Source organism: Paraflavisolibacter caeni (genome assembly GCF_025628885.1).
Lineage (GTDB): Bacteria > Bacteroidota > Bacteroidia > Chitinophagales > Chitinophagaceae > Flavisolibacter > Flavisolibacter caeni.
Genome location: NZ_JAOTIF010000045.1, coordinates 1 through 24,757, shown reverse-complemented (window position 1 = coordinate 24,757; position 24,757 = coordinate 1). Strand labels below are relative to the sequence as shown.

The window sequence follows — 24,757 nt, the reverse complement described above, 5'->3', positions numbered from 1 at the left end:
GGTCCCTGCAATCCATCCTAAGGTTTGTGATGCCTTATTTGGCCTTTGGGGTGTTCCTGTTGATCAACAAGCTGGCCTCCCATGACATCACGCCTTTTTACCTCTATGCAGGCGTGATCCTGGCCCTCATTATAGGGGACCTTTTGAGTAAGGGCAACCCGGCTAGGCAGCTGCTGCTCTTTTCCCTGCTGGGCATTACCGCTCTTTTGATCGGCATGCTTTCGGAGGGGATGGTGAGTGTGTATGCCTTCATTTCGGTGGGGCTGTTTTGCTCCACTCTGTGGCCCTGCATCTTTACTTTGGCCATTGCGGGGTTGGGCCGGCACACCAATGAGGGGGCCTCTTTTCTGATCATGATGATCATGGGGGGCGGTGTGGTAAGCCTGGTGCAGGGGTATTTGGCCTCGGATGCTTATCTGGGCATTCAGATGTCTTACCTGGTGGGGGTGGCCTGTTTTGCCTACCTGGCCTTCTATGCCCTCAGGGCCAAGGCCATTTTGAAAAGAAAAGGTATCGATTATGATGTGCCAGCAGCTGGCGGGCATTAAACCAAGACCTTACAAATAGAACCAAATTAATTCAATCAACTTTATAGAAAATATGATGAATAGTAAGCCATTTGCCATCGGCGTTGATATTGGTGGTACCACCACCAAATCCGGGATTGTAAACCATCGGGGAGCTATTGTGGGCACGGGCAACGTCCTGCCTACAGGCATGTATTTCTCAGCTGAATCTTTTGTAGAAGCCTTATATAAAGCCCTGTTGCCTGCTATGGAAAAAGTAGGCATGGAAAACATCCGGGGCATTGGCGTGGGCGCCCCAAATGGCAATTACTATTCAGGTACAGTGGAGTATGCTCCTAACTTGCCTTGGCGTGGCGTGGTGCACTTGGCCCAAATGATAACTGACAGGTTTGGCCTTCCCTGTTCCCTCACCAATGATGCCAATGCTGCAGCCATGGGCGAAATGATGTATGGGGCAGCAAGAGGCATGAAGGACTTTATTGTACTTACCCTAGGTACCGGGGTCGGCAGTGGCATTGTATGCGGCGGACAAATGGTATATGGCCATGATGGCTTTGCGGGGGAACTTGGGCACACCATTGCACGCAGGGGCCGAAAGCACTGGTCAACTGGCATGGATGGTTCTTTAGAGGCCTACGTTTCTGCCACTGGTATTGCACTGACGGCCAAGGTGCTTTTGGACACCTGGGTAGGACCCACTTTACTTAGAAACTTCAAAGAAGAGGAGATCACTTCAAAGCTGATCTGCGAATGCGTCCTTCAGGGTGATGAACTGGCTCAGAAAGTATTTGACTATACAGGGGAGATCCTGGGTGAAGCGCTATCCAATTTTGTGATGTTTTCATCCCCGGAAGCCATCATCCTGTTTGGTGGAGTGATCAAAGCCGGAGACCTGCTGATGCGCCCAACACGTAAGCATATGGAACGCAACCTGCTGCCCATCTTCCAAAATAAAGTGAAACTGCTCTTTAGCGAGCTCAAGGAAGCTGATGCGGCCATCCTGGGTGCCAGCGCCCTGGTGTGGGAGAGGAAAGAAGAGACGCTTTTGGAAAAAAGTGCTTTTCTCATGTAAAATGATGATCAGAAGCAGTGTGATCATCAGTAAACTCAACATATATTTGTCAATTCATATTATTTCAATTCATACTACTTATCATGTAACTCTGACTGCTGATGCCAAAGTTTGCTTGTTTATTATTTTTTTGTTTTTTATTCGGGGCTCAACTCAATGCACAAAACACCATAGGTGTTCCCAACATCATTAATTATCCTAAAGAACTTTTTAAAGCAGGGAGCCAAAACTGGAACATTGCCCAGGACAAGAACGGGATAATGTATTTTGCCAATAATTATGGTCTGCTCAGTTTTGACGGAGCTTTTTGGCGAACCTACGAACTTCCTAATAAAACGATCGTCCGTTCGGTCTCAATTGCTCCGGACGGACGTGTTTATGTCGGTGGGCAGGCAGAGTTTGGCTATTTTTTTCCTGATAAAAAAGGGGAGCTTACATATACTTCTTTGACTAGGATGCTTCCGGAAAAGGATCATGATTTTGCAGATGTATGGAATGTGATTTTATTTCAAGACAAAGTTTTCTTTCGCTCTAATAAGCAAATCATCGAGTATGATCATCACAAACTAATTGTTCACCATAGTATAAACTGGAATTTTTTAGGAACAGCTTGCTCGCGTTTACTGGCATATGAATATAACAGTGGTTTGGTCACATATCAAAATGGTAAATGGAAGCCGTTTATAAAACTTGGTGAGCTGCCTCGGCGAACTCAGATTAGGGCAGCTATTGCTATTGGCCAGGACAGTATACTATTACCCACTGAACAACATGGATTCTATTTATTAAAACATGATACAGTTACAAAATTGGAGTGGCCTGGATTAGCCACAATAACCGATAAAAATCCAATGGGTGCATGTTTAATAGCCCCGGATAAAATAGCGGTTATCACTAATCTTGCCGGCTGCTTCATTATTAATAAAAAAGGTGAGATCATTCAACGTTTTTCTAAGCAGGAAGGCATTCAGAATAACAATATTCTAAGTGTGTTTTTGGATCAAGACAAAAATCTTTGGCTTGGCCTGGATAATGGTATCGATCTGATTAGCTATAGCAACGCCATTAAGAATATTTATCCTGATAATGATGAAAGAAATGCCGGTTACACTTCAATTATCCATGATAACCATTTATACATGGGGGTATCCACCGGGTTGTACAAAATAGACCTGGACTATGAAAACAAGGATATTAGTAATGTCAAAGGGAGTTTCTCATTTGTTGAGAATTCCAAAGGGCAGGTTTGGGGATTGTCAGAAGTAAATGGGCGCCTGCTGATGGGGCACAACAGGGGCGCATTTCTCATAGATGACAACAATGCTACAGTATTAGATAATAAAACCGGTTTTTGGTTTTTTCAGCCGTTATACAAACAAGCTCCTTCTCCCGTAATTGTTGCCGGTACATACAATGGTGTCAGGTTTTATGAATGTAAAGATGGCGTCTTCTTAAATCCTAGCATTCATTCAGATTTTGAGTCTGCAAGATTGTTCGTAATTGATGATGACAACATCCTGGCAGCACATCCTTATAAAGGTTTATATATTGTTAATGCTCACGATTATCATGCCCCTGTAGCCAAAGTATACCTGGATAAAAAAGGAGTTTTATCTTCTAACCATAATAAGATTTTCAGAATAAATGGTAAAATTATCCTTACTTCTGATAAGGGCATTTTTGAATTCGATAGAACTTCCAGGGATTTTGTACCTGCAACATGGCTGGCGAAAATATTTGAAAATATAACTGTTAGTTACCTGACGCAGGATAAATATGGTAATATTTGGTTTTGCAGCGACAAGAAAATAGGTATTGTTGATCGCTCTACCGGCGTTCCAAAGCCTGTCTTTATTTCTGAACTCAATGATAAAATAGTAAGTGGTGGATATGAGCATATCAATGTGATCGATAGTAATAATATTATAGTGGGGGCAGAAAAAGGTTTTTTTCATATCAATTATGCGGCATACCAGAAAAACAAGCAACAACTGCAAGTCCTGATCAGGAAAATTCAATCTCCCACCTTAAAGAATGGATTGATCTTTGGAGGTTATGGTTCTTCCTTAGCTTCGCCAGGAATAAGGTATCAGGGAAATTCTTTGCATTTTGAATTCTCTACTCCATTTTATGGTCAGCGGCATCACATAGAGTACAGTTATTATTTATCCGGGTTTGATAAAGGATGGAGTGCCTGGTCCGATAGAACGGAAAAAGATTATACTAACCTGCCCGCAGGTAATTATATTTTCAAGGTCAAGTGCAGGAACAATGAAACGAATGAATCAGTGATTACTGCTTATTCGTTTACCATATTGCCACCTTGGTATCAATCCTGGTGGGCTTACACTATTTATGCTCTACTCTTATTTAGCCTGCTTTATCTTTTCTATAAACGCCAGCAGTTTAAATATAAAAAGCTGCAAGAATTAAAATTGTTGGAACAGCAACGGAAATATGATGAAGAACAGAAACAATTGCAATATCAGCACCAACTGGAAATGGAGCAAAACGAAAAGGAAATCATCCGGTTGAAGAATGCAAAGCTGCAGGCTGAAATTGAACAAAAGAACCTTGAAGAAGAACAAAAGCAGTTACAGTTTTTACACCAGTTAGAAGTTGAAAAAAATGAAAAGGAAATAATTGCTCTAAGGAATGAAAAACTGCAATCTGAAGTAGATCATAAAAATTCAGAGCTTGCTTCTTCAGCTATGAACTTAGTTCGGAAAATGGAGATGCTTTCCAAATTAAAAGCTGATCTGGTTCAATATAAAGAAACACCAGGAACTGAAAAAAGTTCAAAGGAGTTTCAAAAAATCATTAAAACGATTGATAAAGAACTGGACCATGATCATGAATGGGAACAGTTTGCCATTCATTTTGACAATGTGCACACCAACTATCTTAAAAAATTAAAAGAGCAATATCCCGATCTTACAGCTTCAGAACTTAAGTTGGCAGCTTACCTGCGCTTAAGCATTTCTACAAAAGAAATTGCCCAGTTAATGAATATTTCTGTCCGGGGTGTTGAAACAAGCCGTTACCGGCTCCGTAAAAAGCTTGGATTATCTAATGAAACAAATTTGTTTGACTTTTTAATCAGTGTGACCAATTAAGAGATGAATGAGACTTCCTATTCAATCAATTGTTGATGAATGGTTTTGAGCAGGTATCCCTTGGGATCACAAGAATATTCCCAGAACATGACTCCACCCAACTTCTGTTCTTTTACAAATTTGCATTTTTCAGTTACTGATTGTTCATCGTCGTAAGAGATGAATTGCTTATTTGATTGATTGAATAGGTAAGGAGCTTTGGCCTTTTCGTCCCAATAACGCACAAACCCATTTTGATTGACCAGGCTGTCTTTAATATGTCCATAATCTGAACCATTCGCAGATGCAATAGCTTTTTGATGCAGGCCATGGGCCGCACTGTCGTTAACAATACAGCTTCTTCCATAAAAAGCTATTCCAATTACCAGCCTGTGCCGGGGAACACCAGCTGCTGTAAAAATGTTTACTGCTTTTTGCGTTGAATTTTCATTTTCATAGGAAATGGAAGGGTATAGATTGGTATGGTGGCCTGCAACACCCCAACTGTAATCGTAGGTCATCAAATTGATGTAATCTAAATATTGTGCGGCATGCTGCATATCTGTATTGTCAATAAAAGTTGGAAAGCCACCTACAGCAGTGGTAAGCAGGTATTTCTTACGTGTTTTCTTTTCGGTATTATCCAATTGACGCCTTATTTCCTTAAACATCAGTGTATAATTTTGCTTGTCCTCAGGCCTGAAAATATTTCCATCTCCTTTCATGTTAGGGTATTCCCAGTCAATGTCAATCCCGTCAAGATCATATTGTTGAATAATGTGAACAGCACTGGCTGCAAAAACCTGGCGTGAACTGTCGGATAAAACAGCATCTGAAAAGTTTTTGCTCCAGGACCATCCTCCTATGGAAATGAGAATTTTCAGTAAAGGATTTTTCTGTTTCAGCAGGTTCAATTGCCTGAAATTAATCGTATCTGTATTTTCATTATGAAGCCATGCCTTCTTGTCTTTGATGTCTACGAAAGCATAATTTATATGTGTCAGTTTTGAAATATCAATTTCACTGGTATTAATAATTCCATTATAGCCTGCTACGTATCCAATGACCACAGGCTTACCTGGCAATTGAAAAAAGGATATAATGAAGCACAGGAACACGATTAAGATGTATTGCATAAAGGGATGTTTATGAAGTGAATAATGGTTGATCAATATTCGGTAATGGCTTATATGAATATACTGAATGAAGTGCTCATTTTATGTGGATTGACGTAATGAGCGATCGATGTTTGTGTTGTAAGTGTCTGAAATTCAATGTTTAATTTTAGTGGTGTAGTGTTTTTGACGTAGTGCTTTTTTGGGATTGGGAGTACAGGAATGGCAATTTTGCACCCATCTGGTTAAACATATTTTTCCTGTGAAATACTTCATCCTTTTTTATTGTTTATTTTATTCGGTTGCTTCCTGGAGCCAGCAAGGCGTTCGCACCATGATTAGTGTAAACGATGCCTGGCAGTTTACAAGGGATTCATTTTCTATTTCCGGTAGTTGGAAATCATCTGCGGTAAAATGGCAAGTCGTCAATCTGCCGCATACCTGGAATGCGGATGAAGTGATGGATGATGTCGCGGGTTATTACCGTGGCATTGGCTGGTACAGGAAGAAAATGGCGGTAAGTGACCATTTAAAAAACAAACAGGTGTTCCTCTATTTTGAAGGTGCAAATCAGGTCACGGAAGTTTTCATCAATGGGAACAAGGCAGGTGAACATATTGGCGGTTATACTGGTTTTTGCATTCCAGTCAGCAAGTTTTTATTATTTGATGGAAAAGAAAACTTAAACGAAATTGTTGTAAAGCTTGATAATAGCCACAATCCCAATATTCCTCCGCTATCAGCTGATTTTACCTTTTATGGTGGTATGTACAGGGATGTTTATTTGATGGCTGTTGATCCTGTTCATTTTTCTATTACGGGAGGTGCAGTTCAGGGCGTTCTTATTTCCACGCCTTCTGTGAATGAAAAAAACGCTGCTATACATATCAAGGGCTCAGTAACAAATGCTACCGCTTCCAAAAAAAATTTGAAAGTCTCCACTCAGGTGTTTGACAAGCATAGAAATAAAATAGCTCAGGTAATTTCTAAATTGACAGTACTTACTGGTGATCATTCATTTGAACAGGATATCAAATCAATTGGTAATCCCAAATTATGGTCACCGGAAGATCCCTACTTGTATTCTGTTGTGACCACCATAAGTGATGCCGCTTCTGGTGAGCAACTGGATGAAGTTACAAACCCTTTAGGCTTCCGCTGGTTTCAATTTGATGCGGATAAAGGATTCCTCTTGAATGGTCACCCCTATAAATTAGTGGGCGCATCCCGTCACCAGGATTTTAAACAAAAAGGCAATGCTTTACCGGATGAAATGGCCTGGAACGACTTGGCTCTTTTGAAAAAAATGGGAGGCAACTTTTTGAGGATCGCCCATTATCCCCAGGATCCTTCCATACTGGAAGCCTGTGATCAATTGGGTATTTTAACATCTGTAGAAATTCCTGTCGTCAATGAGATTACAGAATCAGACTCTTTTTACCGCAATTGCCAACAAATGCTGGTGGAAATGGTGCGGCAGAATTATAATCATCCTTCTATTGTGTTGTGGTGTTATATGAACGAAATCCTGTTAAGACCTCGTTTCAATGATGATAATGAGAGGCAGGTGTTGTATTATCGCAATATTCTGCAATTAGCTAAAGATCTTGACAGCATTTCCAGGAAGGAAGATCCATTCAGGTTTACCATGATAGCTAACCATGGCGATTTCGATCGCTATAATAAAACAGGACTTACAAGCGTACCTGGTATAATTGGCTGGAATCTTTACCAGGGATGGTACGGCGGACAACTGGCAGATTTCAGCAGCTTTTTGGATAAACATCATCAATCTTTGCCCGGTTGTCCTTTTCTGATTTCAGAGTATGGGGCAGATGCAGATCCCCGGATTAGAAGTTTCAATCCTGTAAAGTTTGATAAAAGTGTTGAATATGCCACTGACTTTCACCAATTCTATCTGGAAGCGATCAATAAGCGTCCATTTGTAGCTGGTGCCATTGTTTGGAATCTTGCTGACTTCAATTCAGAAGGCAGGGAGGAGTCCATGCCGCACATTAACAACAAAGGCCTTTTGACCTGGGATAGAAAGGCTAAGGACCCCTATTATTTTTACCAGGCAAAACTGGCAAAGCAACCCTTTATAAAAATAACTTCAGGCGATTGGAAACTGCGAACAGGCATATCGGATAGTACCGCCTTAGTATGTAAACAACCGGTTCAGGTTGCCAGCAATATGGATTCCGTGATCTTTATGTTGAACGGCATTTTTATTTCAGCTCAGAAAGTTGTCAATGGATTGTGTTCATGTCTCGTGCCTTTTCAAAATGGCGTAAACATCCTGGAAGTACAGGGTGTTCAGGACGGGATGAGGTGCTCGGACAGGGCAGATCTTGATTTCAAGTTACTGCCCTGGAATTTGAAAGATAAGAGTTTGCCGTTTACTGGTATCAATATCCTGTTGGGGGCTACCAGGTATTTTATTGATGAAGAAAAACAGCAGACTTGGATACCCGATCAAACTTACCAACCAGGAAGTTGGGGCTGTGTAGGCGGAAAACCTTTTAAGATGGCAGGTAACAACAGGTTGCCGTATGGAACAGAAAAGAACATTTTAGGTACCGATAATGATCCGGTATATCAAACGCAGCAAATTGGTATACAACAGTACCGGCTTGATGTTCCTTATGGGGAATATGAGGTCACACTGCATTTTGCAGAATTACAGGGCGCACAGATGAAACCATTGGTTTACAATCTTACTCAAAACGAAGCAACCGAAAATAGTGATGAGCGCATTTTCCATGTATTGGTAAATGATGTAATGGTGATGGACAACTTGAACCTTGCCAAACAGTATGGTGTAGCACGGGCAGTGGCAAAAAAAGTGAAGGTTTCGGTTAGGGATCAAAGCGGAATCATCATTAGGTTCAATGCCGTAAAAGGAGAACCTGTATTGAATGCCTTACAAGTAAAAAGAATCTATTAATCCATGAATAGTTATATTAAAAAAGTTAAAGGCAATGGCTAATCAATATTCGACAAAATGTATTTTAACTATATTATGCTACCTGGCATGCCAATATACTTTGGCACAGGAAGGCTGGCAGTCTAAGTGGATTCGGATGAATAAGGATAGCTCACTTCATTATATTGCTGATGAAAAAGGAAATATAATACCTGACTTTAGCAGGGTAGGTTATTACCAGGGCGCCCGCTTGGTACCGGCTGTTGCTGTTGTAAAAACAATAGTGCCTTCGGGTTCCAATGATGATGGTCCTATGATGCAGGCCGCAATTGATGAAGTCTCTGAATTGCCCGTCGGTAAAAATGGTTTCAGGGGTGCGATCTTGTTAAAACAGGGAGTATATAAAATTCCAGGTACGTTACACGTTAAAGCCCGTGGCATCGTCTTGCGTGGAGAAGGTATGGCTACTCATTTGATAGCAACAGGCAAAGGACAACGAAACTTGATTGCCATCACAGGCAAAGGTAGTATCAATGAAAAAGTTGGCACTAGGAAAAAGATCGTTGATGCCTACGTGCCTGTTGGTGCTCGCACTTTCTCTATAGAATCAGCAAATGGGTTTAAGGTGGGCGACTCTATTGTTGTTTTCAGACCCGGGACAAAGAATTGGATTCATGATCTGAAAATGGATCAGATTGTAAGCAGTGATACTACTACCAGACAATGGCAGCCACAGGAATACGATTTGCACTTTGAGCGCATTATTACCTCAATTAAAGGCAGCCAGGTAACCATTGACAATCCTGTGGTCATGGCTATGGAAGAACAATATGGTGGAGGTGCCATATATAAATATCATTTTAATGGCCGGATCAGCAATGTGGCAGTTGAGGATTTATCTTGTGAGTCTGAATACGCTAATAATGAAGACGAAGACCATGGATGGATTGCGGTCTTTATGAATCAGGCTGAGAATGGTTGGGTACGCAACGTGACATCAAAACATTTTGGTTATGCTTGTGTTAGCTTGGGTAGCCAAAGTAAAAACATCACCGTTTTCAATTGCCAATCACTTACTCCTAAGTCAATCATAACGGGCGGTCGCCGGTATTCTTTTAACAATGATGGTCAATTGAACCTGTTCATGAATTGCTTCGCTTCTGAAGGCCGTCACGACTATGTGACGGGTGCAAAGGTCTGCGGACCCAATGTGTTTTATAACTGTAGAACAGAGAAAGCAAAGGCTGACATCGGCCCCCATCATCGGTGGGCTGTTGGTACCCTGTACGACAACATTATTACCGATGGAGAGATCAATGTTCAGGACCGTGGAAACTGGGGTACTGGCCATGGATGGGCAGGTGTGAACCAGGTGATCTGGAATTGTACTGCCTCCAAAGCCGTTGTGCAAAATCCCTGGGTGTCTGGTAATAACTATGTGTTTGGATTGAAAGGAACACCATATGGAGGGAGATTGCCGGACAGACCAACAGGCGAGTGGGAAGGAACCAATAAAACGGGCTTAGAACCATCATCCTTATACCTGCTACAGGTAAAAAATAAAAAATAAGTACAACTATAATCAAAGACGACATGAAAGTAAAAGTGATCTTGTTTGCATTGTTTACGATTGGCTGTTTTGAAGCAGGCGCACAAAAAATAAACCGTTCAAAGGTCTGGAGTGATGCAGTAAAGCAGTCTGATCTGATGTTGGAGCATATTTCAATGATCAGGGACACAAAACCCGAATTGGTAACGCCAAGAACAATTGAAGAAGGCAGCCTTAAAATGGTGAAATCTGGTGATTGGACCAGCGGGTTTTTCCCTGGTATTTTATGGATGCTCTATCAACATACTGGCAATGGACATTGGAAACAAGATGCCGAAAAGTTTACAGCACTCCTGGAGAAGGAACAATGGAATGGTGACTCGCATGATGTAGGGTTTAAAATCTATTGTAGCTTCGGAAATGGATACCGCCTGACCAATAATCCTCATTATAAGGATGTGATCATTCAATCTGCAAAGACATTGGTCGCCAGGTACAATTCCAAAATAGGGGCAATCCGGTCATGGGATTTCCGGCGTGACCAGTGGCAGTTTCCGGTGATTGTCGACAATATGATGAACCTGGAATTGCTCTTTGCTGCCACCCGCTTATCAGGTGATTCTCTGTATTATCAAGTAGCTGTTCATCATGCCAACACTACTTTAAAAAATCATTTCAGACAGAACTTCAGTTCTTATCATGTTGTGGATTACGATACGCTGACTGGTGAGGCAAGAAGAAAAATGACATTCCAGGGCTATGCTGATGAATCGGCCTGGGCAAGAGGGCAGGCCTGGGGGTTATATGGTTTTACGATGTGTTACTGGGAAACCAAAGACAAAAGGTATTTACAACAAGCTGACAGCATTGCTTCTTTTATTTTAAATAATGCGGCTTTGCCAAAGGACGGAGTTCCTTACTGGGATTTTAATGACCGCTCCATACCTGCTGTGCCCAGGGATGCATCTGCAGCAGCTATTATTGCTTCTGCTTTATTCGAACTCAGTCAGTATAGCAGCCAGGGTGCGCGGTATAAGAAAATTGCAGGTAAGATGCTTGAAAGCCTGACGAATCATTACCGTTCAAAGCCTGGCGATCATTCTGGATTTATTTTGTTGCACAGTACAGGGCATAAACCAGCGAATAGCGAAGTAGATGTTCCAATCAATTATGCTGATTATTATTATTTGGAAGCATTACTGAGAAGTGGTAAATGATCACCTATTCCTATCTATTATAAACTAGCGTATGAGAATATTCTTTTCTGCTTTATTCCTTTTGTGGATAGTTGGTATAACTAATGCCCAAAGACCTAAAGCGCCTAACGTGATCATTGTATATTTTGATGATATGGGCTATGGAGATATTGAGCCCTTCGGCATGACTGGCATACCGATGCCCAGCTTTAATCGCCTGGCCAGTGAGGGTACGCGCATGACCCATTTTAATGCAGCTCAGCCGGTTTGTTCGGCATCCAGGTCAGCGCTGATGACAGGATGTTACCCTAACCGAATTGGCATTTCTGGCGCCTTGCTGCCCGGCTCAAAAATCGCCCTGAACCCTGAGGAGGAGACAATTGCTTCAATCCTGAAAAAAGCAGGGTATAAAACAGCCATGGTTGGGAAATGGCACCTGGGGGATAAAGCCCCTTATCTTCCCCTCCATTATGGATTTGATAGTTTTTTAGGACTTCCCTGGTCGCATGATATTTGGCCCAGGGATCACCAGGGGAATTTGATTACTGATCCTAAGGATATTAGGTTTACCTGGCCTGAGTTAGTGCTTCTCGACGGTGATAAGGTCATTGATACCATCAAATCATTCCGGCAGCAGCAAGGGCTGACCCGGTTGTTTACTGACAAGGCCGTTTCCTTCATCAAAGAAAATAAAAGAACTCCCTTTTTCCTTTACCTGGCACAACCAATGCCTCATGTTCCCCTGGCACCTTCAGAAAAATTCAGGGGAAAAAGTGAATTGGGGCCTTTCGGTGATGTGATGATGGAGCTCGATTGGTCTATAGGAGAAATATTGAAAGCTTTAGACCACGAAAACCTTTCTAATAACACACTATTGATTGTTACCAGTGATAATGGTCCCTGGCTCAATTATGGCGATCATGCAGGCTCTCCCGGAGGGTTTAGGGAAGGAAAGAATTCGACATTTGAAGGAGGTACTCGTGTACCGCTCTTCATGCGCTGGCCTGGAAAGATTGAGGCAGGTAGAACCTATAGCGATTTGATGACCAATATGGATCTCTTGCCTACCATTGCAGCCGCTGCAGGCGCATCGTTACCCAAAAAGCCGATCGATGGTCTTAATTTCCTCCCATCCATAACCAATAAGAATACCAGAGGTCCGAGAGAAGTATTCTATTATTATTTTGAGCAAAACAGTCTCCAGGCGATAAGGTTCAAAAACTGGAAATTGGTCCTGCCGCATAAATCCGTTACATATTTGGGTGCAAAAGGTATCGGTGGTAAAGGAAATCCGGTTTCGAAAAAGGATTTTCCGCTCGCCCTTTACGACCTGGCACATGATCCATCCGAGACTTACGATGTGCAGCATCTTTACCCTGAAATGGTGCAAAAACTGATGGGTATAGCCGAACAGGCAAGGGAAGATTTAGGTGATCAACTGACAAACAGGCAAGGCAAAAACAGACGACCTGCTGCTGTTGTTAATTCTACCGTTTTCAATATCTTTCTTGAATGAAAAAATTGATGCTCCTGCTGTTGTTGGTAAGTACAATTTATGTACAGGCCCAACAATCATATGTAACTGAAAAAGATATTACTTATTATGCGGACTCCCTAACTAAAAAAGACACGTACATAGCGAAGCAATGCACTTTGGATATTTACTATCCAAAAGGCACTAAAAACTTTGCGACCATTGTCTGGTTTCATGGTGGCGGAATTACCGGCGGGCATAAGGAAATTCCAAAAGAGTTAACGGATAAAGGTTATGCAGTGATTGGTGTTGGCTACCGGCTTTCGCCAAAAGTAACTGCTCCTGCATATATTGAAGATGCTGCTGCAGCTGTTGCCTGGGTATTTCAAAATATTGATAGTTATGGAGGAAGCAATCAACAGATTTTTGTTTCTGGTCATTCGGCAGGCGGCTACCTGGGAATGATGATCACGTTGGATAAAAAGTACTTAGGTAAATATGGAATCGACGCTAACCGCATAGCAGCACTGATTCCTTTTAGCGGACAGGCGATCACTCATTTCACCGTCAGGAAGGAGAGGGGTGTCAAAGACGTACAACCTATTATTGATTCCTATGCACCCCTTTATCATGTGCGGGCAGATGCTCCGCCCATGTTGCTGATCACTGGTGACCGTGAAATGGAATTACTCGGCCGCTATGAGGAAAATGCATACCTGTGGCGCATGATGAAATTGGCCGGTCATCAACGCACTACGCTTTACGAACTTCAAGGCTTTGACCACGGTGGCATGGCTTTGCCTGCGTTTCCCTTGTTACTGAAGGAGGTTACTGCAATTAGAAAGGAGCTATTAAAAAAAGAGTAAATGCTCCTATACTTTTATGTGACTATCCACTTCAATAGCGTCAATGGAATCTACCATGATATCAAGGCGTGATTGGTAAATGGCTGCAATTTTATTGGTGCCGGTTTCAAACAGATCGCTCCTGGAGATGGGCAGTGTATAGGGCAGCACCCATGCACGTAAAGCCTTTGCAATAGCATCCATATTATTGATGCCCTGCATGGCATGTAAACCTCCGGCCCAGCAAACAAGGCCTACAATTTTTCCTGTCAGGTAAGGTTGCGGAGCCTTACTCGTGATTTCTAACCAGTCCAGGCAATTCTTCATAGCACCAGGAATACCTCCATGATACAAGGGAGAAAGCCATATATGAACATCAGCCTCCCTGAACAAATCCGCCATTTTTAATACAGAAGGTGGGATATCCTTAGCTTTCATGTCCAGGAAAGGTATATGTGCATCTCCTAAATTAAATAAAGTAAGAGCATGTCCCGAAGTACTCAGTCTTTCAATAAGATAGTTGATAATATGTATAGAAGTCGACTCATTACCTTTATCAGAAGAGCCGTTAAATAGTAAAATCTTCATCAAATACAAATTTATTCTTCTTAAATCTTCACGATCTCAAAATTATTATTGATTGGCAAAGTTCGTAACATTAGGTGATTATCGGTATCTCCATTTACGCAAGGCATTCAGGACATCCTGAAGGGTTTGGCTATATTAGTTCTTTAGTGTGGTTCAGAAAAATTTTCCGGATCTACTTTTACTGTATCCTTGTTAATCGTGGTGTCACTGCTCTCCGTCTTTTTATCTGAGCTTGAATTACCGCACCCCGAATTCAAAAGAATCCAACAGAGCAAAATGGGCAAAAATGCCGTTATGATTTTCATGATTATATTATTTAATGTTTCAATTATATTATAAAATCCAGAAAAATAAATCAACAATTCAATAGTGATCTCATTCTGAAAACTAAGCTACTGATCTTCCAATTCCAAACATCAACCGCCTGTCCACTCTGACCGCAAATGACCGCTTTTGTCCTGTTTTGTCCGCTCCGGCATCATTAATCCTTCGTTGCTTCAGTATACCTTAAGTATACCATAAGTATACCTAAAGTAGGGCTAGAGTATTCCAACCGTATCCCTGGTGTATAGTTCAAGCATACCTGAAGCACACATCAAGCATACTTCAAGTATACTTAGTGCACGAAACAGATTTTGCCCCCTCCCTAATTCCCCAAATCCAGGTTCTGAAAGAAAAGAGGCAGCCAATAACCTGGTTGCCTCCTTTGGTAGATACCATGAATTATGGGTTAGTGTATTTCATTTAAAAAGCATTCATTAAACAATAATACTTACAAGACCAGCTGGTCTTCAGTTTTTTCCTGTTCCATGATTACTGTTCCTAAAACAGAAAGGAATTGTTTGATCCAAGGCACATGGGCAGTCCAGGCCGGCCCTGTTACCATGTTCCCATCTGTCAGGGCTTCGTCAAATCCAATGGATACAAACTTGCCACCAGCCGCAGTCACTTCAGGACCAACTGCAGGATAAGCAGATACTCTTCTCCCTTTTAATACGCCGGCTGCCGCCAATACCTGGGCACCATGGCAGAGTGCTGCTATTGGTTTATTTTCTTCTGCAAAGTGACGCACTATGCCAAGCAGGCGTTCATTTAAACGGATGTATTCCGGAGCACGGCCACCAGGTACAACCAGTGCATCATAGTTTTCCGGTTTGACATCAGCAAATGTCGCGTTTAGGGCAAAATCATGGCCTCGTTTTTCTGAATAGGTCTGGTCGCCTTCAAAGTCATGAATGGCAGTTCTGACTTTGTCTCCTGTTTTTTTCTCAGGGCAAACTGCATCTACCTCGTGTCCTGCAATTTGTAGTGCCTGAAATGGAACCATGACTTCGTAATCTTCAACGAAGTCGCCAACAAGCATAAGGATCTTTTTTGCCATAATGTATTGTTTTAGGTGTTGAGATAAGTCAAATAAAGTTGATCATAGAGCTGGCTTTAATGGAATATTGTTACAAGAGAAGATTTGCTTCTAAAGTTAACTATAATTGTTTTGAACTTTCCACCTTTTAAACGCTAAATACTACCTTTTTTCCTGCTGATGCTGGAAACTTTTGAAAACAACTTGACCAATATCCATACGATCAAAAAGAGCAACAATACAGCCATGATTACCGGGATAAATAAGCTAAGTACAGAGCCCGAGGCGGCGGCTGCATTTTCTGTGGTGGCTACAATGGCATTACCTGTGCCTGCGGTAGTTTTGCTGCTCAATAGACGTAAAATTCCAGTACCTAATTGGATAGTGCCGGCTGCAGATCCTCCGGCTAATAAAGCCAAGCCCCACCTGATCAGTGGTTCTTGCTCGCCAACTGGTAAAATAGAAAAAGCAAGCATAGTACCTGCCGCTACAGATAGGGGAGTGGCTATTGTATCTAGCAGGTTATCTACAAAAGGTATATAATAGGCTATGACCTCCAAAATGGCGGCTGTACCGAAACATATGATGGCTGCCCAACTTCCTAGCCAATGCATGTCAGACGGTAAATGGATCCACCCCAACTGTGTTGCAAGGGCCGCAGTCAGCATGGGCAAAAATACCCTGAAGCCTGCACAGGCACTTAACGCTATGCCCATGGCAATTTGGGTCAGCATATTTGTATCCATAACTTTTTATTGATCAGTTGTTAGTAAAAGTTAGGTTTTGTCCATGAAACTTACTTGAAATATTTATATTTAAGAGGAAATGAATATAAATGACCTATGTTTACTATAATGTCACTTCTGAGAGATTAGGCACCGATACTTTCAACAAACTATTGCAGCAACTTCCACCTTTTATCCAAGGACAAATTCTAAAATATAGAAACTGGCAGGACAGGCAACGAAGCTTAATAGGAAAAGCGCTTTTAATTGAAGGATTGAAATCTTTGGGGCTTAACACCTCTTATTCCTTAAGCAATTTGAAGTTCACGCAGTTTAAAAGACCTTATTTTGACGACCATATCGACTTCAATATTTCTCATTCCGGGGCATATACCATATGTGCAATTAGTAAGACTAATAAAATAGGGATCGATGTTGAAGAGATCAGGGAAATTCCTATTGCAGGTTTTGAAGACCAGTTTTCTGAAAGGGAATTAGACGAGATCTTACAGGCTGAAAATAGTCTTCGCGCATTCTACGTTCTATGGACCCAGAAAGAGGCATTTTTAAAGGGAATTGGTACAGGGCTCCATATCCCATTAAATAAAATTTCAATCAGCAATAAAAAAATATTGTGGCAAGATAAGACCTGGTATCTCCACGAGTTACAACTTGATCACCGGTATACTGCTTACTTATCTGCAGACATTTCATTGCAAGGTATATCTTTAAATGAAGTCTATTTTCACTGAGATCATTCTTGAAGTAGAACTGAACTTGATCAATTTTTCAACATTCTATAGGGCGAAAATTCAGTACATGAAAATTTAATAAAAATTGTATATTCATGATTGATAATATGAATTAAATTATTTTTACGTTTATTGAAGACTGAAAAAAAGTGCCTAAAAAATTTTTTTAATTTGATTTTTTATGTATTTTAACGTCAAGTTTTAAATTCGATCCCTATAAACCTTCTTTCATTATTCTTAAGAACCAATCAAAAAAGCACTGTAGATTATTCTTTGTGCATCTTTTCTGTTAAGTCTTGATTACCCCTATGAACGTAAATCTTATTGCAAGGTTGGATTAAGTTTTGTTTAATTGTTCATTAGAATTTTTTCTAGTGAGGATCTATGCACATAGGTCAACAAGAATCATGTGAGCAATTGCATGATGCAGCCATTGTTTTGAACTATGCGTGGGAAAGTTCTGTTATTAAGAAATCATTCTAAAGTGAGAATTGTAAACAAGGTTTATGAATTAAGACAATCAAAAAATACCTTAATGAAATCAACACTAAATCTTTTTTGTTTGCCATATGCAGGGGGTAACAAATACTGTTATCATGAATATATAAAAAGAGCTCCCTCCTTCCTGAATATCAAATCACTTGAATATCCGGGAAGAGGCACCAGGATAAAAGAACCTTTAATATCTGATATTGATATATTAACAGACGATCTATATCAACAGTTCTGCAATCATGTAGATCAAAATAACTATGCCATATATGGTCATAGCATGGGAGGGTTATTAGCCTATCTATTGACAAAGAAAATAATCGAAAACAACCACAAAGCCCCTTTACACCTCTTTATAACTGGTACTACAGGTCCCGCCTCGTTATCTAGAACGGAAAAGAAGAAACATTTACTTCCTAAAAATGAGTTTATCAATGAATTGAAAGAGTTTGATGGTATGCCGGATGAAGTTTTAACCAACGAGGAATTACTGGCATATTTCGAACCAATTCTTCGGGCTGATTTTAAGGCTACTGAAAATTATATGCACGAAGAGGATGAGCCATTGAATATCCCTATTACAGTGATTACTGGATCTGAAGAAGATATGGAAATTTCAGATATACAATTATGGCAAAAGGTAACTAAATCAGTTGTTTCTTTTAAACGCATGCCAGGTAAACACTTTTTCATATTTAACTATCCTAATGAAATCATAGAAATTATCTCCAAAAAGCTATTTGTTCATACCCAATCATATCAATTATGAATGATAAAAACGTGTATCTAAAACCTAATGTTGTACTTGAACCATTAGTTGACCAATGGTATGCCTGGAGCCACTTGGTTTCACCAGCAACTGCAGCAATGAATATTCTGGGTAGGCATTTAACAATTATAGACTCATATCTGGCCGCACCTGCCATTCATGCAGAAGCGGTTTTGAATCCCAAGATGCGTGGAGGCCCCTTTATGGACCTTGGCGGTAGTAGAGTCGAGGAAGTAAAAGCGTTGAAACAGAGAACGCTTCAGAAACAGGAGAAAGTGCTTCAGTTTGCTAAAGCTGTGAAAGACCTCGATACAATGTTAGCGAATGAAGCTAAGGGATATGGCCTGGAACCGCTCTACGAAAAAGTGCCCGATATACTTAAAGGGTATGTGGAACTGTATTATGACCGTCAAAACAATCCAGGCTTCCGCTTTTTCGAATCACTTTTATATAATAGTGAGTATTATAACAAAAATGCTCAAAGCATTGCTTTATGGGTAACTAATAACGATGAACGTCCATTCTGTCTGAGCACTCCTCGTTTGGAGCAACCCGACGTTCTTCACCTGGACATTCCTTTTGATCACCAGGGAATTGATGCTTTAGCAAGAATGAAAAGAGCACCCCAAACACTTGGCTACATCAAATCAATATTGGGAATAGAAGAATCGGATGAAGCTCTTTTTGAAACATTTTTTACTGAAACACCTCCACCGCCTTACAAAAGGTATACAGGGGATAAAATACGAATGCGCTATTTCGGCCATGCCTGTATTCTTGTTGAGACAAAAGATATTAGTATCCTGGTAGATCCATTGATAAGTTATTATGGATACCATTCGGATGTACAGCACTTTTCTGATGTAGATCTTCCTGACGTTATTGATTATGTATTGATAACGCATAACCACCAAGACCACATTTTATTTGAAACATTATTGCCATTAAGGCATAAGATAAAGAACCTTATTGTTCCACGGACCAATAGTGGCAAACTCGAAGATCCGGATTTAAAACTGATGTTTACTAATATTGGTTTCAATAATGTTATTTCAATTGACGAAATGGAAACTGTCCGTTTTGTTGATGCAATCATTACAGGTTTGCCATTTATTGGAGAGCATAGTGATTTAAATATTATTACCAAGTCTTGCTATTTTGTTAAGATCGGAGAATTTAAATTGATCTTCCTTGCAGATTCCAGAATTATGGAGCCAGAACTTTACGAACATATCCATAAAAAAGTTGGCAATGTGGATGTTCTGTTCATTGGTATGGAGTGCGACGGAGCTCCGCTCACCTGGCTATATGGACCATTATTGACAAAGAAGTTGGCAAGAGATATGGATGGTAGCAGAAGATTAGCTGGTTCAGATTGTGCAAAGGGAGCCTCCTTGGTAAATATTTTTAAGCCCAAAGAGTTGTATGTATATGCAATGGGGCAGGAACCCTGGGTTGAATTTATCAGTAGTATAAAATATACGGATGAATCCAATCCAATTGTTCAGTCAAATAAGCTCATAAAGATTTGTGAGGAAAAAGGAATGATTGCTGAACGCTTGTATGGTGAAAAAGAACTCCTATATGAAAAGCAGGCAAACGTTGTTGAATTTGCCTGATCATAGAGCCATAATTGGGAACGCAGACTATTTTGAATTATCTTAAGTGGAGATGCTCATGCAAAAAACACCCTTTCCATTACACCCAGCCCAGAATGACATTTGTGTAGATCAACTAATAAATATTAATAGTCCTCATTATAACATTGGACTATATATAAAATTAAAGGGCCCTTTACATAAAGGGAAGTTTATTGATGCGGTCAATTCATCTCCAAAAGTATTTGATGCTTTCAAAATGCGATTTGATGTTGCAGGCGCAGATCCGCATTGTTATTTCGATCAGGAATATGAGAAATTAGAGCTGGCGGAAATGGATTTTAGTGATCGGGAAAACGCTGGAGAGGAAGCCCGGTGTTGGATGCAAAACCGTTTCAGTATTCCATTTAAGATACAACAGGATAGTCTGCTTTTCGAACATGTATTAATTAAAATAGCTTCTGATGAATATTGGCTTTTCTTTAGATACCATCATTTGATAATTGATGGATATGGATTCATTGTTTGGATCAATTATATCGCAAAGAAATATAGATCCTTAATAGATGGCGATAACATTCAGTTTGAATATCCGGCCTATTCAGATGAAATACTAAATGCTTCCAAATATTTTAATTCTGCCGAGTTTGAATTAGATGGGAATTATTGGAAAGAATGGATTACCCAGAAGCCGCAAAAAATATTGCAAAAAAAAAATGGCTATGAAACTGATTATGGTAAGAAGAGTGCAACCTTTCATTTTGATTTAGATGACCAACAAAAAAAGTTCCTCGAAGATCTTCAATTGACTGCTCATGCAAGCTTACAACAGCTGACAATTGCAGCATTAATAATTTATTTTGGTAAAACTTCAAATCAATCGGAATTTGTTTTTGGAACTCCTGTACATAAGAGAGGCTCAAAACGACTTCGTAATATTGTTGGAACTTTCACTGGTATCCTTCCATTCAAATGTGCTTATCAAAAAGAAGATAAATTATCTGATTTACTTTTAAACATTACAAATACTCAAAGAAGAGATTACCGCCATCAGAACTATTTAATTGGAGACTTAAGCAGACATCTTAAAATCAACTCTTCCGAGGAGTATTTATGTGAGATATTTATTAATTATCAACCATTAAATTTAGAATTATTCTTTGGAGATGGATTGCAGGCTACCATATTGCGTATTGTAAATGAATTTGAAAGAAATCCTTTGCAAATATGTTGGATGGACTATGGTAATAAGCAACCCATGCAACTTCAATTATATTCTTTAAATGAGTATTTTTCTGAAAATGAATTAAAGTTTCTTGCGCAGCGTATTATTTATATTTTAGAACAGTTTCCTGATAATTTCCACAGAAATATTGAATGTATTGATGTCTTACCTTTTTACGAACAGCAATTGATCTCAGGATTCAATGACACTGAAGTTGATTATCCAAAAGACAAGACCGTCATTGATTTGTTTGAACAACAGGTAAAAAAGACACCACACAACATAGCTGTAGTCTTTGAAGAGCAGCAACTCACTTATCAGGAACTGAATGAAAGGGCTAATCACCTTGCCCAATACCTCAGAGGCAAAGGAGTGATTGAAGAAACCCTGGTGCCTCTTTGCATAGATCGAAGTATGAACTTGCTGGTAGGTATCCTAGGGATTCTGAAAGCAGGAGCCGCTTATGTGCCCATTGACCCCGATTATCCTTTAGAGAGAATTCAATTCATGCTGCAGGATACAGAAGCATTTTTAGTGATAGGTAGTCAAAACACTAAAGCAAAGTTTCTCGACGTAGAACAGGAGTTTATCTGCTTGGATGAACTGCGGGATATGATCGACCAACTTCCCATAACCAATCTGCAAAGGAATCTGCAGCCATCTCACCTGGCTTATGTGATCTACACCTCCGGTTCCACCGGAAGGCCCAAAGGCGTGCTGATTGAACACCGTAGTGTGTTGAGTTTGATAGTTAACCAAACAAAGGAATTTGGCATACATGCGGATGAAAACATACTTCAGTTTTCCAATTATGCGTTCGATGCCTCTGTAGAACAAACCTTCCTGGCCTTGTGTAATGGGGCCAAATTAGTGTTGGTGCCTAAGGAATTGTTGGCTCGTACAGAAGGTTTGATCGAGCTTATGCTAAAGGAAAAGGTCACTCATCTTCATGCTACTCCCAGTTATTTACTAACAATAAGAGCCGGTAAACATGGTGCATTAAAAAGAGTGATTGCAGGAGGCGAATCTTGCCCGGTTCATCTGGCAAATGCCTGGACGCCATACGTTCAGTTCTATAATGAGTATGGCCCAACGGAAACTACCGTGACTTCAGTGGAGTATCTCTGCCCTCAGGCTATGGGACAGCAAACTACAGTACTGATAGGAAAACCTATTGGAAATACAAAGGTTTATATTCTGAATGAGGATCAGGATATGGTGCCAATAGGGAGCACCGGAGAGATTTGCATTGGAGGAGCAGGCCTGGCCCGGGGATACTTGAACCGCGAGGAATTAACCCATGAGAAGTTCATTGCAAATCCTTTCAAGGAAGGAGAGCGACTATACTGTACTGGGGATATGGGCAGATGGCTGGTGGATGGCTCTATAGAATACCTGGGCAGAAGAGATGAACAGGTCAAGATCCGCGGTTACCGCATTGAATTGGGGGAGATCGAAACTGTGGTCCTGCAAAGTGGTATGATGAACCAATGCGTGGTGGCGGCAAAAGAAGACAGCAGTGGCAACAAACGGTTGGTGGGTTATGTGGTGGCTGATGATTCTTTCAATACGGAACAACTGCTGGAATACCTAAAGAGCAGGTTACCAGAATATATGGTGCCTTTGCAGTGGATGAAGTTGGATAATATTCAGCTTAACCATAATGGTAAGATCGACAGGAAAGCGTTGCCCAATGTAGAGGTAACAAACATCAGTGTGTATGTAGCTCCCTGTACGGATTTGGAAGAGCAGTTGGTGCAGATCTGGCAGCAACTGCTGAAAGTAGAGCCTATCGGTATCCATGACAATTTCTTTGAAGTGGGGGGGCACTCTCTGCTGGCAATGCAAATAATTGCTGCCATACGCAAGCAACGACAAATTGAACTTTTAGTTAAAGACATTCTCGACTACCCTACAATAGCTTTATTAGCCAGGCATCTTATGGCAGGGAGCAGGGAATTATTGTTACCCTCTATTAAGGTCGTAGAACCTAGGCCGGAGCTCCTGCCCCTGTCTTTTGCCCAGGAGCGTTTATGGTTCATTGACCAGTTGGAGGGCAGTGTTCATTACCACATACCAACCGTATTTAGATGGAAAGGAACTTTGAATAAAGAAGCTTTGGAGTCTGCTTTCCGGGACTTCATTTCACGACATGAGATCTTAAGAACGGTTATAAAGGAAGAAGATGGACATAGTTATCAATCTGTTCAAGAGGTTTCTAAATGGAAGTTAGTTTGTGTAGATGGTTCAAAATACAGGGAAGACGCTGAAGCTTTACGTGCCTGTATTCAACAGCAAATCCATACGTCTTTTGATCTCTCAGGTGATTATATGCTCAGAGCCCAGCTCATTCAGCTGGATGTACAAGAACATGTTCTGGTAATTGTTTTACATCACATAGCCTCTGATGGCTGGTCTACTTCTATTTTGGTCAGGGAACTGGTAGAGCTTTATGGTGCTTACAGCCAGGGGCATGCGCCACAGCTGAACCCCCTTCCCATCCAGTATGCAGACTATGCCCTCTGGCAAAGGGACTATTTGCAAGGAGAGGTGCTGGAACACAAACTCACTTACTGGAAAGAAAAACTTACAGGTGCAGAAACCTTGCAACTCCCCACGGACTACCGTCGGCCAACAGTGCAAAGCACCCATGGGACCTTTGTTAATTTCAGTATAGACCAAACCGTTTCAAACAAACTTAAAAAATTCTCTCAGCAACAAGGAGTGACTCTGTTCATGACTTTGCTAGCTGCTTACAAGGTGCTGTTGTATCGATACAGTGGACAGCAGGATATTTGTGTGGGTACTCCCATAGCTGGTCGCCAGCAGCAGGAGGTGGAAGGCCTCATCGGCTTTTTTGTCAACACCCTGGCCCTCAGGGATGAACTCAGAAGTGAGCTCTCCTTTACAGAGTTATTACAGCAGGTCAAACAAACCACCCTGGAGGCGTATGAACACCAGGAGGTGCCCTTTGAAAAGGTGGTGGATGCAGTAGTAAAGGAGAGGGATCTCAGTCGCAGTCCTTTGTTCCAGGTCATGCTGGTACTGCAGAACACGCCCGAAGTACCTCACCGGCAACTCAAAGAATTGGTATTGGAAGAAGAGCAAGTTAACTATGACACTGCCAAGTTTGAGATGCTGATAGACATTAAGGAAACAGGGTTTGGGCTTCAAGGATCTGTAAACTACTTAACCGACCTGTTTACATCAGAGACCATCGAGCGGTTGGTGGCCCACTTCAAAGCGTTGCTGCATTCCATTGTCCAGCAGCCCCAGCAAAGCATTGGCAGCCTCAATATGCTCTCAATGCAAGAGGAGGCACAACTGCTCCATGGCTTCAATGCTTCAGAAGTAGACTATCCTAAAGAAAACATTGTTTCCCTGTTTGAACAGCAGGTACTACAAACACCTAATAACATTGCAGTAATCTTTGAAGAAGAGCAACTCAC

Annotated in this window: 15 protein-coding genes and 1 pseudogene; 12 read left to right on the top strand and 4 right to left on the bottom strand. The window is 41.0% G+C overall.

The window, feature by feature from the left end; translation table 11 throughout:
• The 3 genes and pseudogenes from OCK74_RS26815 to OCK74_RS26805 all read left to right on the top strand — a co-directional run.
• Positions 1–548: pseudogene (locus OCK74_RS26815) on the top strand (MFS transporter); the annotation flags it as partial.
• A gap of 55 nt (positions 549–603) precedes the next feature.
• Complete coding sequence (locus tag OCK74_RS26810; RefSeq protein ID WP_279300199.1) at positions 604–1,599, top strand: ROK family protein; 996 nt, start codon at positions 604–606, stop codon at positions 1,597–1,599.
• A gap of 101 nt (positions 1,600–1,700) precedes the next feature.
• Complete coding sequence (locus tag OCK74_RS26805) at positions 1,701–4,715, top strand: ligand-binding sensor domain-containing protein (protein ID WP_279300198.1); 3,015 nt, start codon at positions 1,701–1,703, stop codon at positions 4,713–4,715.
• Between the two features lie 17 nt (positions 4,716–4,732).
• On the opposite strand, the gene OCK74_RS26800 is transcribed toward OCK74_RS26805, so the two are convergent.
• Positions 4,733–5,830: a glycoside hydrolase family 18 protein gene (locus tag OCK74_RS26800; RefSeq protein WP_279300197.1), complete on the bottom strand. Its 1,098-nt coding sequence runs from the start codon at positions 5,828–5,830 to the stop codon at positions 4,733–4,735.
• A gap of 241 nt (positions 5,831–6,071) precedes the next feature.
• On the opposite strand from OCK74_RS26800, the gene OCK74_RS26795 reads away from it, so the two are divergent.
• The 5 genes from OCK74_RS26795 to OCK74_RS26775 are packed head-to-tail and all read left to right on the top strand — an operon-like array spanning position 6,072 to position 13,820.
• A complete protein-coding gene (locus OCK74_RS26795; protein WP_279300196.1) occupies positions 6,072–8,756 on the top strand; it encodes a glycoside hydrolase family 2 TIM barrel-domain containing protein in 2,685 nt (894 codons plus the stop codon).
• A 34-nt stretch (positions 8,757–8,790) separates the two neighbouring features.
• Positions 8,791–10,305, top strand: coding sequence for a hypothetical protein (locus tag OCK74_RS26790; RefSeq protein WP_279300195.1), 1,515 nt, complete (start codon positions 8,791–8,793; stop codon positions 10,303–10,305).
• A 23-nt stretch (positions 10,306–10,328) separates the two neighbouring features.
• The gene (locus tag OCK74_RS26785; protein WP_279300194.1) at positions 10,329–11,501 is read left to right on the top strand and encodes a glycoside hydrolase family 88 protein; all 1,173 of its coding nucleotides are present in this window, start codon (positions 10,329–10,331) and stop codon (positions 11,499–11,501) included.
• A gap of 31 nt (positions 11,502–11,532) precedes the next feature.
• Positions 11,533–12,996: a sulfatase family protein gene (locus OCK74_RS26780; protein WP_279300193.1), complete on the top strand. Its 1,464-nt coding sequence runs from the start codon at positions 11,533–11,535 to the stop codon at positions 12,994–12,996.
• The gene (locus tag OCK74_RS26775) at positions 12,993–13,820 is read left to right on the top strand and encodes an alpha/beta hydrolase (protein WP_279300192.1); all 828 of its coding nucleotides are present in this window, start codon (positions 12,993–12,995) and stop codon (positions 13,818–13,820) included. The genes OCK74_RS26780 and OCK74_RS26775 overlap by 4 nt, the downstream gene beginning before the upstream one ends.
• A 6-nt stretch (positions 13,821–13,826) precedes the next feature.
• On the opposite strand, the gene OCK74_RS26770 is transcribed toward OCK74_RS26775, so the two are convergent.
• From OCK74_RS26770 to OCK74_RS26760, 3 genes are all read right to left on the bottom strand, one after another.
• On the bottom strand, positions 13,827–14,387 hold the full coding sequence (locus OCK74_RS26770) for an NADPH-dependent FMN reductase (protein WP_279300191.1): 561 nt from the start codon (positions 14,385–14,387) through the stop codon (positions 13,827–13,829).
• A 772-nt stretch (positions 14,388–15,159) separates the two neighbouring features.
• The gene (locus OCK74_RS26765; protein WP_279300190.1) at positions 15,160–15,768 is read right to left on the bottom strand and encodes a DJ-1/PfpI family protein; all 609 of its coding nucleotides are present in this window, start codon (positions 15,766–15,768) and stop codon (positions 15,160–15,162) included.
• 134 nt (positions 15,769–15,902) lie between these two features.
• The gene (locus tag OCK74_RS26760) at positions 15,903–16,493 is read right to left on the bottom strand and encodes a DUF4126 domain-containing protein (RefSeq protein WP_279300189.1); all 591 of its coding nucleotides are present in this window, start codon (positions 16,491–16,493) and stop codon (positions 15,903–15,905) included.
• An 89-nt stretch (positions 16,494–16,582) separates the two neighbouring features.
• Here OCK74_RS26760 and OCK74_RS26755 point away from each other — a divergent pair, with 89 nt between their 5' ends.
• The 4 genes from OCK74_RS26755 to OCK74_RS26740 all read left to right on the top strand — a co-directional run.
• Positions 16,583–17,224, top strand: a complete 642-nt coding sequence (locus OCK74_RS26755; RefSeq protein WP_279300188.1) for a 4'-phosphopantetheinyl transferase family protein — start codon at positions 16,583–16,585, stop codon at positions 17,222–17,224.
• Between the two features lie 535 nt (positions 17,225–17,759).
• Positions 17,760–18,485, top strand: a complete 726-nt coding sequence (locus tag OCK74_RS26750) for a thioesterase II family protein (protein ID WP_279300187.1) — start codon at positions 17,760–17,762, stop codon at positions 18,483–18,485.
• The gene (locus OCK74_RS26745) at positions 18,482–20,104 is read left to right on the top strand and encodes an MBL fold metallo-hydrolase (protein ID WP_279300186.1); all 1,623 of its coding nucleotides are present in this window, start codon (positions 18,482–18,484) and stop codon (positions 20,102–20,104) included. Before OCK74_RS26750 ends, OCK74_RS26745 begins: the two co-directional genes overlap by 4 nt.
• Positions 20,105–20,162: 58 nt before the next feature.
• The coding region (locus tag OCK74_RS26740) for a non-ribosomal peptide synthetase (RefSeq protein WP_279300185.1) at positions 20,163–24,757 on the top strand (4,595 nt) is incomplete at its 3' end.

Bases quoted from the DNA above. Each gene is read 5' to 3' on its own strand.
- OCK74_RS26805 (WP_279300198.1), top strand. From the start codon at position 1,701: ATGCCAAAGTTTGCTTGTTTATTATTTTTTTGTTTTTTATTCGGGGCT.
- OCK74_RS26745 (WP_279300186.1), top strand. From the start codon at position 18,482: ATGAATGATAAAAACGTGTATCTAAAACCTAATGTTGTACTTGAACCA.
- OCK74_RS26800 (WP_279300197.1), bottom strand. From the start codon at position 5,830: ATGCAATACATCTTAATCGTGTTCCTGTGCTTCATTATATCCTTTTTT.
- OCK74_RS26750 (WP_279300187.1), top strand. From the start codon at position 17,760: ATGAAATCAACACTAAATCTTTTTTGTTTGCCATATGCAGGGGGTAAC.
- OCK74_RS26755 (WP_279300188.1), top strand. From the start codon at position 16,583: ATGACCTATGTTTACTATAATGTCACTTCTGAGAGATTAGGCACCGAT.
- OCK74_RS26760 (WP_279300189.1), bottom strand. From the start codon at position 16,493: ATGGATACAAATATGCTGACCCAAATTGCCATGGGCATAGCGTTAAGT.
- OCK74_RS26770 (WP_279300191.1), bottom strand. From the start codon at position 14,387: ATGAAGATTTTACTATTTAACGGCTCTTCTGATAAAGGTAATGAGTCG.
- OCK74_RS26810 (WP_279300199.1), top strand. From the start codon at position 604: ATGAATAGTAAGCCATTTGCCATCGGCGTTGATATTGGTGGTACCACC.
- OCK74_RS26765 (WP_279300190.1), bottom strand. From the start codon at position 15,768: ATGGCAAAAAAGATCCTTATGCTTGTTGGCGACTTCGTTGAAGATTAC.
- OCK74_RS26780 (WP_279300193.1), top strand. From the start codon at position 11,533: ATGAGAATATTCTTTTCTGCTTTATTCCTTTTGTGGATAGTTGGTATA.
- OCK74_RS26790 (WP_279300195.1), top strand. From the start codon at position 8,791: ATGGCTAATCAATATTCGACAAAATGTATTTTAACTATATTATGCTAC.
- OCK74_RS26785 (WP_279300194.1), top strand. From the start codon at position 10,329: ATGAAAGTAAAAGTGATCTTGTTTGCATTGTTTACGATTGGCTGTTTT.
- OCK74_RS26775 (WP_279300192.1), top strand. From the start codon at position 12,993: ATGAAAAAATTGATGCTCCTGCTGTTGTTGGTAAGTACAATTTATGTA.